Genomic DNA, 13,098 nt, shown 5'->3' with positions numbered 1-13,098 from the left:
CTCAATTGATGAAACGCCTCTTCACCAATATCGGCTGGCTCTTGGGCGGTCGCGGTTTCAACGCCGTGATGAGCCTTGTCTACCTCTACCTTGCCACCAATGCGCTGGGGCTGGAGCGGTTCGGGCATTTCGCGCTGATCGTGGCTTTGGGCCAGGCGATCACAGGGCTTGCCAATTTCCAGACATGGCAATTCATCGTGCGCTGGGGCGCGAATGGAGAAGGCACCGAAGAAGAGCCCGATCCAAACAGCGTGCGTGAGGCGACGGGCTTTGCCATCGCGCTCGACATGATCTCCATTGCAATGGGCACGGTGATCGCGGGGATTGTAATCTGGACCGCAGAATGGTGGTCACCCTTGCCGCCAGAACTGTACGCGCTGACCTTTGGATATTGCATCGTCTCGCTGCTCTCGATCCGCACCACCCCAACCGGCCTCCTGCGTTTGCGCTTCAAATACGCGACAGCAACCGCAGCAGAGGCAGTTCAACCTGCCATTCGAGCAGCAGGCGCAATTGCCGCCTTTGTGCTCATGCCGACCGTCACCGGCTTTATCCTGGCATGGGCCGCAGCCGAAGTTTGCGTCGCCATTGCATTGTGGATCGCTGCCAGCCGTGATCAAGGAATTGACTTGTCGGCCATCAGCCTAACCCGCATTCCAGCAAAGTATGCTGACGTGTGGAGCTTTGTCTGGTCCACCAACATGTCGGGCAGTCTGACGGTCGCGGGCAAGCCCGTTGTGCTCTTGCTGGTAGGCACGTTTGGCGGGGCAGCTCTTGCCGGTGGTTTTCGTGTCGCAATGCAATTGGGTCAGGCTCTGGTCAGCCTTGCACAGACCGTATCCAAAGCGATCTTCCCAGAACTCGTCCATGCCAAGGACAACGCGCTGGTGCTCGCACGCCGCATGGCGAACATTGCGCTGGTCGCAGGTGTACTGGCCGTGCTGGTCGCGCTTCTGGGTGGACGCTGGGCATTGGCGACCATCACGCAGGAGGACTTCAGCGGCTTTTACTGGGCGATGGTGATCCTCTCGATTGCAGGGGCTGTCGAGCTGATCGGGGCCAGCCTTGAATCGCTGCTGGTCAGCGCAGGCCGCGCTGGCACAGCTTTTATCGTGCGCGCGATCCCCACTGTGCTGGCGCTGGTGCTGCTGGATGTGGCGATCGACTGGAACGGATCAAAAGGCGCGGCTTTTGCCGTTCTGGGCTCAAGCTCTTTGGCCGTGATCGGGTTCTATGTAGCGATCTTGAACCTATCTGAGATCAAGATCGAGGTGAAGGGTGAGGGAAGCGCCTAAAAACGTCCCCCCACCACATGATCACTCTTCAGGCGCTTCCCAAACCAGCTTCGGCTTTCTGGCCGCTGCCGTTTCATCCAAGCGTCGGCGCGGGGCAAAATATGGGGCTTGTTTCAGCGTTTCATCACCAGCCAATGCTCTCTCCGTCACGGAGCGGAAGGCTGTGATGAATTGATCAATCGACGCCTTGCTCTCTGTCTCCGTCGGTTCGACCAGCATCGCGCCGTGGACCACCAACGGGAAATACACCGTCATCGGGTGATAGCCCTCATCGATCAGTCCTTTGGCAAGATCCAGCGTCGACAGGCCGCCGCCGAAGTCTTTATCGCCGAACAGAGCCTCATGCATGCAAGGGCCGCTGTCAGCGAAGGGGGCGTGAAGAATGTCTTCAAGGCTGCGCAGGATGTAATTGGCATTGAGCACCGCGTCCTCTGCCACCTGTTTCAGTCCATCTGCGCCGTGGCTGAGCATATAGGTGAGCGCGCGGGTGAACATGCCCATCTGCCCATGGAACGCTGTCATCCGGCCAAAGGTCTGGTGATCGGCGTCGGTCGTTTCTTCCTCGACGATGGTGAATTCGCCGTTCGCGTCTTTCTCCACGTAAGGAAGGGGCGCGAAGGGCGCGAGCGCTTCCGAAAAGACCACGGGCCCAGAGCCTGGTCCACCGCCGCCATGCGGGGTCGAGAAAGTTTTGTGCAAGTTGATGTGCATTGCATCGACGCCCAGATCACCAGGGCGAACCCGTCCTACGATGGCGTTAAAGTTGGCACCGTCGCAATAGACGTATCCGCCGACTTCATGGACCGCATCAGCGATTTCGCGGAAGTCTTTCTCGAACAACCCGCATGTGTTTGGATTGGTGATCATCACGGCCGCCACATCGGGGCCAAGACGCGCTTTCAGTGCCTCTACATCCACTCGGCCTTCGGGCGTCGCGGGAATATTGTCGACCTTGTAGCCCGCAAAGGCTGCCGTTGCAGGGTTGGTGCCGTGTGCGCTCTCGGGCACCAGCACAACCTCGCGCGGGTTTCCGGCGGCGGTGTGGGCGGCCCGGATCGCCAGGATACCGCACAATTCGCCATGCGCGCCCGCCTTAGGGCTCATCGCGACTGCCGGCATACCCGTCAGCGTTTTGAGCCACGTCGCCAATTGGTCGATCACTTCCAACGCACCTTGGACGCTGGACTGCGGGGCGAGCGGATGGATATCGGCAAACCCGGGAAGGCGCGCCATCTTCTCATTGAGGCGCGGATTGTGTTTCATTGTGCAGCTGCCGAGCGGGAAGAAACCCAGATCGATCCCGTAATTCTGCCGAGAGAGGCGCGTGTAATGCCTCACGGTCTCAGGCTCTGTCAGCCCGACAAGGCCGATGGGATCAGTGCGCTCAAACCCGCCCAAGCGGTTGGCTGCGTTCGAGTTCACCTCGGGCAGGTCCACGCCCGTTTGTTCGGCATGGCCAATTTCGAACAGCAGCGGCTCTTCCAGCATCAGCGCGCGGTTGCCTGTGGTGGTGGGGCTTTCGCCGGTGGCATCAGCGACTTCCATGGCGGGTTTCCAGCCTGATTTGTTGGGCGCGTTCATTGTGCTGGCTCCTTCAGGATCGCTTCGAGCTCTGTCGCGAGTGTCTCGATGTCTTCTTCGGTGGTCATCTCGGTCACAGTGACAAGCAGCGCTTGCTGAAGCGCTTCAACACCGGGATAAAGGCGCCCGAGTGAAACGCCGCCCAGGACGCCCCGATCAGCCAAACCGCGCACAATATCGCGCGCAGGCTTGCCATCGAGCATCAGGGTGAACTCATTGAAAAACGCGTTGTTGAGCAGCTCAACGCCCGCAACCGCGCTCAGGCGATCCGCTGCTACGCAAGCGAGGCGGTGGTTCTCCGCTGCGAGACGGCGCAGGCCTTTCTCACCAAGCAGCGTCATATGGGCCGAGAATGCGAGAGCGCAAAGCCCTGAATTGGTGCAAATGTTGGACGTCGCCTTCTCGCGCCGAATATGCTGTTCACGGGTCGAAAGCGTCAGGACGAAGCCGCGCTTGCCTGTCGCATCCACAGTCTCGCCGCACAGCCGCCCCGGCATCTGGCGGACATGCTTGGGATCGCGGACAGCGAAGAGGCCAAGGTAAGGCCCACCAAACTGGAGACCAACGCCCAGCGCCTGGCCCTCACCCACGACGATATCGGCTCCCATTTCGCCGGGTGACTTGATCGCGCCCAAAGCCACCGGTTCGGTGTTCACGACGACCAGCAAAGCGCCTTTTGCGTGCGCGGCATCAGCAACTTTTGAAAGATCGCTGATCCGGCCGAGGATGTCAGGGTATTGTACTACGACGCAGGCAGTCTCATCATCGATGCGCGATGTCAGCGTATCGAGATTGGGCTCTGGTGTAATCGCAGGCTGCGCGGTCGCGATTTCCTCACCTGTGAACTGAGCCATCGTCTTGACGACTTCGCTGTAGTGCGGATGGAGCGAGCCCGACAGCACGGCCTTGTTACGCTTGGTCACACGGGTCGCCATGGCAACCGCTTCCCAGCACGCAGTGGAGCCATCGTAGAGCGAGGCATTGGCCACCGCGCAGCCATAAAGACGCGCGACCTGCGTCTGGAATTCAAACAGCATTTGCAACGTGCCCTGAGCGATTTCGGGCTGATACGGCGTGTAGGCCGTCAGGAATTCGCCGCGCTGAATGATGGTGTCGACCGATGCCGGCACGTGGTGGCGATAGGCGCCTGCGCCAAGGAAGAACGGAGCGTCACCTGCGGCAAGGTTCTTGTTCGCCAAGCCTTTCATGTGGCGCTCAACCGCCATCTCGCTCGCATGCATGGGCAGATCACGGATGGGGCCATCAAGCCGCGCGACTTCGGGCACATCGACGAACAGGTCATCGATTGACGAAGCGCCGATCTTGGCCAGCATATCGCTACGATCGGTGTCAGTGAGAGGTAAATAACGCATCGCTTTTCTCTTCCATTGCGCCCTCCCGTTTGCGGGAGGGAAGCTTCATCAAAGTCCCTCGACAAATTCCTTGTAGGCAGCCTCGTCCATCAGGCCTTCAAGCTCCGACGCATCGCCAACGGTCATTTTGAAGAACCAACCGTCTTCTTCAGGCGAGGAGTTCACCAGCGCCGGCTCTTCTTCCAAAGCGCCATTGCCTTCAGTCACTTCGCCCGAAATCGGCGCGTAGACATCGCTTGCAGCTTTTACACTTTCAACGACCGCGGCGTCGCCGCCTTTATCGAGCGCAGTGCCTGCCTCGGGCAATTCGACAAAGACGATATCGCCCAACTGCTCCTGCGCGTAGTCGGTGATGCCGACTGTCGCCTCATCGTCTTCGACGTCGATCCATTCGTGTTCATCAGTGAAGTAACGCGGCATTCAATCAGCTCCCTCGGAAATAGCGGTGGGGGACAAACGGCATAGGTGATACGGTTGCAGGCAGGCGTTTGGTGCGCACCTCGCATTCAAGCGCAGCCCCTGTTTCGGCATGGGACATATCGACATAGGCCATGGCGATGGGCTTACCCAAAGTGGGCGAGAAGCCGCCGCTGGTGACCACGCCGACTTTCTCATCGCCTGCATAAACTTCGGCGCCCTCTCGCGCTGGCATGCGGCCTTCAAGGATCAGGCCGACGCGAACCTTTGTCGCCCCTTGCTCAAGCACGGTGGCAACCGGGCCGTGGCCCATATAGCCACCTGCCTCGCGGCGTTTCTTCGAAAGCGCAAAGGTGAGATCGGCGCTGACCGGATCGGTTTCAGTCGTAATATCATGACCGTATAGCGGCAGGCCAGCTTCCAGCCTCAGCGAGTCCCGCGCGCCGAGGCCTGCCGGTTTTACGCGCTCATCAGCCACAAGCGCATCCGCCAAGGCTTCGACGTGATCGGCATGAACCGCGATTTCGAAGCCGTCTTCTCCCGTATAGCCAGCGCGGCTGACCCAAAGATGCGTACCGCCCCACTCAAACAGATCAGCCGTCATGAAAGTGAGCGCGCCCGTGCTCGGAACCAGCATTTCGAGCACCTCGCCCGCTTTTGGCCCTTGCAAGGCCAGCAGGGCGAAATCATCGAAATGATGCAAATTGATCTCGTCTGGCAGATGCTCGCGCAAATGCGCGATATCGTCCCACTTAACAGCGCCGTTGACGACCAACGCAATGCGCGGCCCAGCATTGGTCACCATCAAATCATCTAAGATGCCGCCATTCTCATCGAGCAACATCGAATACCGCATGCGCCCGGTTTTGAGCGATGTGATCAGGCCTGGAAGCAGAGCCTCAAGCGCTTCAGCCGCTTCGGCAGCTCCAGCCTCGCAATCACCCGAGGGACCTGTCAGCCCCAGCTGCCCCATATGCGAGACATCAAACAAGCTTGCACTGCTGCGGGTCCAGTTATTTTCGGCAACGATCCCTTCATACTGGATCGGCATTTCATAGCCCGCAAACGGCACCATGCGAGCGCCGCGCGCGCGATGCCAGCTATCGAGCGGCAGCTTGACCAGTGGGATGTCTTCAGATGGTTCGTCGCTCAAAATCTTTGGTCCCCAGACAGGTGCAGATACGCTTCAAACGAAGCAAAGTTTCTGCCCCCTCTGTCGGGTGAACCTGAGAGCTTCAGCTGACGCACCGAGCGGCGCGTTAAGCCTCCCCTTCGGTGGCCTCAAACCTTGCGGTCCAAGACGCTTTCCAGAGTGCCAATGCTTTCACGCGGTCCCTTTGACCTGAGAGTTTCCGGGGCGGTTGCTCCTTCGGCGCCGGTTCAAATGCGAACCGAGCTCTCCCGCGTAAAAATGCCAGAATCACTTCCGGCCAGCGAGTGCTTTTGTTGCGGATGCGAAGAGATGCGTCAATCGCGCAAAAGAGGTGTTTTCGCGTGCCAAAAGAGACTTATGCGCAGGATGATAAGACTGAGGGAAATATCATTGCCCAGTTGGGACAATATCTTGCCTATCTTCCATTCTTTCGGGTGGTCCAGCCAACCCTTGAGCGCGCGCCATCAAAGCGATCTCGCGAGGGTCAAATCCGCCTTCATCCTCGGCGGATTGGCGCGGCGGAACTTCAGTAGTGAAGTAGACGAACCCTCGGCCCTTTTTCAATGCTTCGCCCGGCTGGTCATCGGGAGCAAACCACAAACCTGCTCTTAGGCCATATGCTTCGCCCGCATGTCCGATGTAGGCGGCTCCGTCGTTGAACAGTCCATCTACGCACGTTGTGTCGGTCCACTGGATGACTTGCACGCCGTAACCATAAATGCAGAAGAAATCCTGATCGGAGCCGCCTTCTTCAAAGCCGCTGATACCGTCGCGGACAGAGCGTTGCATGGGATCAAGTATCAATCTTGGAATTCTGCTCTCATTTGGATCAAGCAACGCCTGACCGATCTTCGCCAGGTCCATCATGCCGATGCGCACGCCACCTTGGGAAGAGAAGATCGAAGCGTTGGTTCCCGGTTCATAGCCTGCGAGCGTGCATTCGACGCCATCTGCCACGGGAATGGTGCAGTCGCTTTCCAACTCGGCTGGAAAGTCCCGCGCTTCCTCGCCTGTGTCACGATACAGCGCGACGGCTTTCTCGCGCATTTCCTCAGAGCACCCAATCCAATTCACGCACGCATTCTCGATACCAAGCGGCAGAAACACTTTGCGCTCCAGAATGCGGTCGTATCGCATTCCCGTCGCCGCTTCGAGCACGGTCGCAACCACCGGCGATCCCAAATTGGCATATTCAAACGGCGCCCCACCGGGAGGGCTATCTGCATACCAGCTTTCGGGATTCTCGAGCTTTTCCTCGAGGCTTTCACCAAGCGGAATAATGTAGCCCGCCGTGTCGCGCAGGCCCGAACGGTGGGACAGCAATTGCGCTAGTGTCACTTTGGCGTCGGGGTGATGCGGGGAGCGGACTTCCCACCCCAGATAATCGGACACATCCGCATCCAGATCGACCACGCCTTCATCGACGAGCCGCATCGTTGCCAAGGCCATGATCAGCTTAGAGATTGACGCGATGCGCACCGGGTCATTGCCTTCAACCGCTTCGCCGGTTTCCCGATTTCGTGTGCCCTCCACGACAAGCGGAGTGATCGTTTCGGCATCGAAAGCCACTACCACGGTTGCGGGCGGCGTTACTCTGTCTTCTGCTTGAGCGGAGAGCGGGGTCATACCAAGGGCGAAAGCTGTCAAAACACGCAACATTCAGCGCTTTTCACTCGGCGTCTGTCATCCGTCAACTAGGCGGTGTTAAGACCCAGCAGATAGAGAGACGAGCCAATGATCCAGATGGCTCCCAGCGTCTTTAATTTACGCGGGCCGAGCCACAGGGCAATCGGACGCGCCAGTACGGCGCCAAACATCGCGCCGGGGGCTGCGAGAAGCACGATATCCCATGCGATTATCCCAGCGCTTTGATTGAGAAACGTTCCCGCAATCATGCAGATCGAGGATATGACGCAACCCGTTCCCACTGCCATCACCATCGGAAAGTGGCGCAGGAACAGGTAGAACGCGACCAACTCACCAATACCAACCGAAAACAGCGCAGTGATAAATCCGCCGGGAATGGAAAGCCCCACCAGAACGGCGAAATCAAGCTTTGTGAGCGCTGCGCGTTCGGGCGCGTTGCGGTTCACCGTCCATGTTGCGATGATGAGCGCGATGCCAAGCGCTATCGAAAAAGCCTTATAAGCGTAGAGCACCGTTCGCCCGTCGATCTGCGAGGCTGCCGGGGTGATCAATTGGACAGGGAGCGATATGGCGACAACGAGCAGGCACACAGCCGCGTAATCGCGCACCGGCACGGAGGCTTCGTTCGGGTTTTCAGGAATAGCTGGCTGATGCAGCAACCGGTCCGTCCAGCGTAGCGCGCCGACACTCATCCCGAACGCTTGAATGCCCATGGAAATTGCGGTGATCCGCAGAGGATCGAGCGCAAACCCGTCCATCTCTCTCAGCGCGTTGAAAACAGGGATGAAGACAACCCCGCCACCCGTGCCACTCGCATTGGCTATGATTGCTCCGGCGATGCCGATACCGGGGGTGAACCAGAGCTGCGGCCACAGAGACAGGTCTTTTGGCACCATCGCAAAAGTCACCGCATAGGCAGCAATCAGCAGGGCGATGCCCAGCCACAAGGCTTGTGACAAGTGAATGCGCGCGGTCAAACGCAATGCTCTTTAGTCGAGATTGGGCCGCAGCCAGCGTTCGGCAGTCGCAACGTCGACCCCGCGCCGATCGGCATACGCCTCCAGTTGGTCACGACCGATCCTTGCCACACCAAAATACTGCGATTCAGGGTGACCAAAATAGAACCCCGAAACGGCTGCGGTGGGATACATCGCAAAGCTCTCGGTGAGAGTAAGCCCCACATTCTTTTCCGCATCGAGCAGATCGAACAGGATCGGCTTCAGGGAGTGATCCGGGCACGCGGGGTATCCGGGCGCGGGACGAATACCGCGATACTCTTCCTTGATAAGCGCTTCGTTAGTTAGCTGCTCTCCAGGCGCATAGCCCCAAAGTTCGGTGCGGGTGTGCTGGTGAAGGCGCTCTGCAAAAGCTTCAGCGAAACGGTCTGCCAGAGCCTTCAACAAGATGTCGGAATAATCGTCCTTGTCCGCCTGAAAACGGGCGGAGTGCGCCTCAATCCCATGAATGCCCACTGCAAATCCGCCAATCCAGTCGCCATCGGGATCGATGAAATCGGCAAGGCACATGTTGGCGCGGTCGCGCGATTTCTTGATCTGCTGGCGCAGGAATGGAAGCCGCACATTCTCTTCGCGGCGCACGCGGTGGATGATAACATCATCACGGCACTGGTGATCGCGAGCGCATGGCCAAAAACCCGCGACACCGCGCGCCGTGAGCCACTCTTCTGCGACGATCTGGTCAAGCATTGCGTCAGCGTCTTCCTTCAGAGAGCGCGCGCTTTCGCCGACGACGTTATCGGTTAGGATGGCGGGATAGTTGCCATGCAGTTCCCAAGACCGGAAGAACGGGGTCCAATCGATGTAATCGCGCAAGTCTTCCAGCGACCAGTCATCGAATACATGTATACCCGGTTGGGCTGGCGGAGCTGGCTTGTCCGAGAGATATGCGTCGTAAAAATTCGCGCGCGCTTCGGTGAGCGTCAGCAATTGGCTTGGCGTTTTCCCGGCCCGCGCATCGCGGACCTTGGTGTATTCGCCAGCTGTATCGCTGACAAAATCATCGCGCTGCGTATCGGACAGCAGCTTGGAGGCAACTCCCACCGCACGGCTCGCATCGAGAACGTGGATCACTGGCCCTTCATAGCTCGGATCGATTTTGAGCGCCGTGTGCACCTTGCTCGTCGTGGCTCCGCCGATCAGCAGCGGCATCGTCATGTCCGCGCGCTGCATTTCCTCAGCAACGGTCACCATTTCATCGAGCGACGGTGTGATAAGGCCCGACAATCCGATCATGTCGGCCTTGTTGTCATTTGCGGCTTTCAGGATGTCCGGCCACGGAACCATCACGCCCAGATCAACGACGTCATAGCCATTGCACTGCAAAACCACGCCAACGATGTTCTTGCCGATATCGTGCACATCGCCTTTGACGGTCGCCATGATGATTGTGCCTTTGGAAGCGCGCTCAGCCTCGGGAAGCAAGTCTTTTTCCGCTTCGATGAACGGAATGAGATGCGCGACAGCCTTCTTCATCACGCGGGCTGATTTGACGACTTGCGGCAGGAACATCTTTCCAGAGCCAAACAAATCGCCGACGACATTCATGCCGTCCATCAAGGGGCCCTCGATGACTTCAATCGGACGTCCTTCGCGCGCTTCGATGGCAGCGCGCGCTTCCTCGGTGTCATCGACGATATGCGCGTCAATGCCTTTCACAAGCGCGTGTTCTAGTCGTTTTTCAACCGGCCAGCCGCGCCATTCGGCAGCCTGCTTGTCGTCTTCCTTGGACTTGCCTTTGTAGGATTCGGCGAGCTCGATAAGGCGCTCCGTCGCGTCATTCCTACGCATAAGGATAACGTCTTCGCAGGCCTCTCGTAAGCGCAGCTCTATCTGGTCATAAACGTCCAACTGCCCTGCATTGACGATAGCCATGTCCAGCCCTGCGGGGATCGCGTGGTAGAGGAAAACCGAGTGCATCGCGCGGCGCACGGTCTCATTCCCGCGGAAACTGAAAGAGAGGTTTGAAAGCCCGCCACTGGTCTTTGCGTGCGGGCATTGCTCTTTGATTTCCCTCACCGCCTCAATGAAATCGAGACCGTAGCGATCATGATCTTCAATCCCTGTCGCCACGGCAAAGATATTGGGGTCGAAGATGATATCCTCTGGCGGGAAGCCGATGCCGACGAGCAAATCGTAGGCACGCTTGCAGATTTCGACCTTGCGCTCCTTGGTGTCCGCCTGGCCCACTTCGTCAAACGCCATCACCACCACGGCTGCGCCATAGGCCATGCATTTGCGTGCTTGTTCAAGGAAAGGCTCTTCGCCTTCCTTCATGCTGATGGAGTTCACAATCGGCTTGCCGGAGACGCATTTGAGCCCCGCCTCGATCACCTCCCATTTCGAGGAGTCGATCATCACCGGCACGCGGGCAATATCGGGTTCGGCGGCGATCAGTTTCAGGAATGTCGTCATGGCGTGGACCGCGTCGAGCAGCCCCTCATCCATGTTGACATCAATCACCTGCGCGCCGTTTTCGACCTGTTGACGCGCGACTTCGACGGCGGTCGTGTAATCGTCCGCCATGATGAGCTTTTTGAACCGGGCGCTGCCGGTTACGTTGGTGCGCTCACCGATATTGATGAAACGCGCGCTGCGGCCCTGATCTTTGGCGTCAGTCATTGTGATCAGTCCGCCACCACGAAGGATTCAAGGCCTGCAAGCCGCATTGCGGTTTCAGGCTCTGGCACTTTGCGTGGGGGCAGCCCTTCCACGGCATCGGCAATCGCCTTGATATGCGCCGGTGATGATCCACAGCATCCGCCTAGGATATTGACTTGTGCTTTATCCGCCCATTGCTTGACAAGCCCCGCCGTCGTGTCGGGCATCTCATCATATTCGCCGAGCTCATTGGGAAGACCCGCATTGGGATACGCCATGATGAGTGTGTCCGCGATTGCGGAGAGCGCCTGGACATGCGGGCGCAATTGATCGGCTCCAAAACTGCAATTAAGCCCCACGGTCACAGGCTTTGCGTGCCGTATCGCGTACCAGAAAGCCTCGACCGTATGGCCCGACAGATTACGGCCCGACAGGTCGGTTAGCGTCATCGACATCATGATCGGGATGTCGCGGCCTAGCTCATCCTCGAGCTGTTTGACCGCCATCACGCCAGCCTTGGCATTGAGCGTGTCGAACACAGTCTCAATCAAGATGAAATCGCATCCGCCCTCGATCAAGGCTGCAGCCTGTTCCTTGTAGACGGCAGTCAATTCATCAAAATCGATCTCGCGAAAGCCGGGGTCTTCGACATCGGGACTGAGAGATAAGGTCTTGTTGGTTGGCCCGATAGCGCCCGCAACAAAGCGCGGCTTTCCATCCTTCGCCTCGTATTCATCGGCGAGTTGACGCGCGATCTTTCCGCTCGCAATGTTGATTGCGGCCACTTGATCTTCCGCCGCATAGTCAGCCTGCGAAATGCGGTTGGCGGAGAACGTGTTGGTCGAGATCACATCCGATCCAGCATCGAGATAGCTCCGCGTAATGTCGCGGATCACATCGGGCCGGGTCAGAGCGAGAATATCGTTATTGCCTTTTTGATCGGCATTGAGACCCAGCGTGCCTGCATAATCATCTTCGGTAAGCTTGCGCTCCTGGATCTGCGTCCCAAACGCGCCATCGAAAATCAGCACGCGCTCTTTCGCGGCGTCTTGCAGCTTTTCGCGTGAGTTCGTTTTGGCGGTCATGCAGCCTCTCCCACGGGACGTTTGCCGAGCATATGGCAGATCGCATAGCTGAGCTCCGCCCGATTGAGCGTGTAGAAGTGGAATTTACGTTCGCCGCCTGCATAAAGTTTCCGGCACAACTCCGCAGCGATCGTCGCCGAGACCAGCTGACGCGCGGCGGGGCGTTCATCGAGCCCTTCGAACAGGCCTTCCATCCATGAAGGAATTTCCGTCCCACACATATTCGACATGCGCTGCACCGCCTTAAAGCTCATCACCGGCATGATGCCGGGGACGATCTCGGCATCGATACCAGCCGCTGCGACCTCATCACGGAAGCGGAAGAAGCATTCCGGATCAAAGAAGAACTGGGTGATCGCGCGATCCGCGCCTGCGTCGAACTTTGCCTTGAGATTGGCGATATCCGATTGAGCATCAGGGCTATCCGGGTGGACTTCAGGGTAAGCGCCGACCGAGATTTCGAAATCGGCAACTTCTTTGAGGCCAGCAATCAGATCGGCGGCATTCTCATATCCGCCCGGATGCGGCGAATACCCGCTCGCGCCCTCGGGCGGATCGCCGCGCAGGGCGACGATGTGGCGAATCCCCTCTTCCCAATAATGGCGAGCGACCTCGTTCACCTCTTCCTTCGTCGCATTGACGCAAGTGAGGTGCGCTGCGGCCGGAATTTTCGCTTCGTTCTGGATCCGCACAACCTGTTGATGCGTGCGTTCGCGCGTCGATCCGCCAGCGCCATAGGTGACCGAAACAAAGCGCGGCCCCAATGGAGAAAGCGTCGCGACGCTGTCCCACAAGGTCTCTGCCATCTTCTCGGTTTTGGGCGGGAAGAATTCAAAGCTGATATCGATATCGCCGGGCAGGTCCGAAAACAGCGGCGCGCCTACGGCTGTTTTGGCTTCGTGAAGCTGATCGAGCGTGGGGGACATGGGA

Annotated in this window: 10 protein-coding genes and 1 riboswitch; of the genes, 1 reads left to right on the top strand and 9 read right to left on the bottom strand. The window is 58.4% G+C overall.

Annotated features, from left to right (window positions below; translation table 11 throughout):
* The first annotated feature begins 8 nt into the window (after positions 1–8).
* A complete protein-coding gene (locus AUC45_RS12195; protein ID WP_067602932.1) occupies positions 9–1,295 on the top strand; it encodes a lipopolysaccharide biosynthesis protein in 1,287 nt (428 codons plus the stop codon).
* 21 nt (positions 1,296–1,316) lie between these two features.
* On the opposite strand, the gene gcvPB is transcribed toward AUC45_RS12195, so the two are convergent.
* The 9 genes from gcvPB to metF form a co-directional block, all read right to left on the bottom strand.
* Positions 1,317–2,876 carry an aminomethyl-transferring glycine dehydrogenase subunit GcvPB gene (gene gcvPB / locus AUC45_RS12190; RefSeq protein ID WP_067602929.1) on the bottom strand — a complete coding sequence of 520 codons (1,560 nt, stop codon included), beginning with the start codon at positions 2,874–2,876 and terminating at the stop codon, positions 1,317–1,319.
* Positions 2,873–4,249, bottom strand: a complete 1,377-nt coding sequence (gcvPA, locus tag AUC45_RS12185) for an aminomethyl-transferring glycine dehydrogenase subunit GcvPA (RefSeq protein WP_067602926.1) — start codon at positions 4,247–4,249, stop codon at positions 2,873–2,875. Before gcvPA ends, gcvPB begins: the two co-directional genes overlap by 4 nt.
* Before the next feature lie 48 nt (positions 4,250–4,297).
* On the bottom strand, positions 4,298–4,669 hold the full coding sequence (gene gcvH, locus AUC45_RS12180) for a glycine cleavage system protein GcvH (RefSeq protein WP_067602923.1): 372 nt from the start codon (positions 4,667–4,669) through the stop codon (positions 4,298–4,300).
* A gap of 4 nt (positions 4,670–4,673) precedes the next feature.
* Positions 4,674–5,819, bottom strand: a complete 1,146-nt coding sequence (gene gcvT, locus AUC45_RS12175; protein WP_067602920.1) for a glycine cleavage system aminomethyltransferase GcvT — start codon at positions 5,817–5,819, stop codon at positions 4,674–4,676.
* 166 nt (positions 5,820–5,985) lie between these two features.
* Positions 5,986–6,080, bottom strand: a riboswitch (glycine riboswitch).
* A gap of 126 nt (positions 6,081–6,206) precedes the next feature.
* The gene (locus AUC45_RS12170) at positions 6,207–7,478 is read right to left on the bottom strand and encodes a serine hydrolase (RefSeq protein ID WP_082701112.1); all 1,272 of its coding nucleotides are present in this window, start codon (positions 7,476–7,478) and stop codon (positions 6,207–6,209) included.
* Positions 7,479–7,513: 35 nt separating this feature from the next.
* Positions 7,514–8,443 carry a sulfite exporter TauE/SafE family protein gene (locus tag AUC45_RS12165; RefSeq protein WP_156423840.1) on the bottom strand — a complete coding sequence of 310 codons (930 nt, stop codon included), beginning with the start codon at positions 8,441–8,443 and terminating at the stop codon, positions 7,514–7,516.
* Positions 8,444–8,455: 12 nt separating this feature from the next.
* Complete coding sequence (metH, locus tag AUC45_RS12160) at positions 8,456–11,104, bottom strand: methionine synthase (protein ID WP_067602911.1); 2,649 nt, start codon at positions 11,102–11,104, stop codon at positions 8,456–8,458.
* Positions 11,105–11,109: 5 nt separating this feature from the next.
* The gene (locus AUC45_RS12155) at positions 11,110–12,168 is read right to left on the bottom strand and encodes a homocysteine S-methyltransferase family protein (protein ID WP_067602909.1); all 1,059 of its coding nucleotides are present in this window, start codon (positions 12,166–12,168) and stop codon (positions 11,110–11,112) included.
* Positions 12,165–13,094, bottom strand: coding sequence for a methylenetetrahydrofolate reductase (gene metF, locus AUC45_RS12150; protein ID WP_067602905.1), 930 nt, complete (start codon positions 13,092–13,094; stop codon positions 12,165–12,167). The genes AUC45_RS12155 and metF overlap by 4 nt, the downstream gene beginning before the upstream one ends.
* Positions 13,095–13,098 lie beyond the last annotated feature (4 nt).

Source organism: Erythrobacter sp. YT30 (assembly GCF_001542875.1).
In the GTDB taxonomy this organism is placed as follows: Bacteria; Pseudomonadota; Alphaproteobacteria; order Sphingomonadales; family Sphingomonadaceae; genus Erythrobacter.
This window is presented reverse-complemented; position numbering and strand designations above follow the sequence as displayed.

Coding starts and splice junctions, on each gene's coding strand:
- AUC45_RS12155 (WP_067602909.1), bottom strand. CDS start 12,168: ATGACCGCCAAAACGAACTCACGCGAAAAGCTGCAAGACGCCGCGAAA.
- gcvH (WP_067602923.1), bottom strand. CDS start 4,669: ATGCCGCGTTACTTCACTGATGAACACGAATGGATCGACGTCGAAGAC.
- AUC45_RS12170 (WP_082701112.1), bottom strand. CDS start 7,478: ATGTTGCGTGTTTTGACAGCTTTCGCCCTTGGTATGACCCCGCTCTCC.
- metH (WP_067602911.1), bottom strand. CDS start 11,104: ATGACTGACGCCAAAGATCAGGGCCGCAGCGCGCGTTTCATCAATATC.
- gcvPB (WP_067602929.1), bottom strand. CDS start 2,876: ATGAACGCGCCCAACAAATCAGGCTGGAAACCCGCCATGGAAGTCGCT.
- metF (WP_067602905.1), bottom strand. CDS start 13,094: ATGTCCCCCACGCTCGATCAGCTTCACGAAGCCAAAACAGCCGTAGGC.
- AUC45_RS12195 (WP_067602932.1), top strand. CDS start 9: ATGAAACGCCTCTTCACCAATATCGGCTGGCTCTTGGGCGGTCGCGGT.
- gcvPA (WP_067602926.1), bottom strand. CDS start 4,249: ATGCGTTATTTACCTCTCACTGACACCGATCGTAGCGATATGCTGGCC.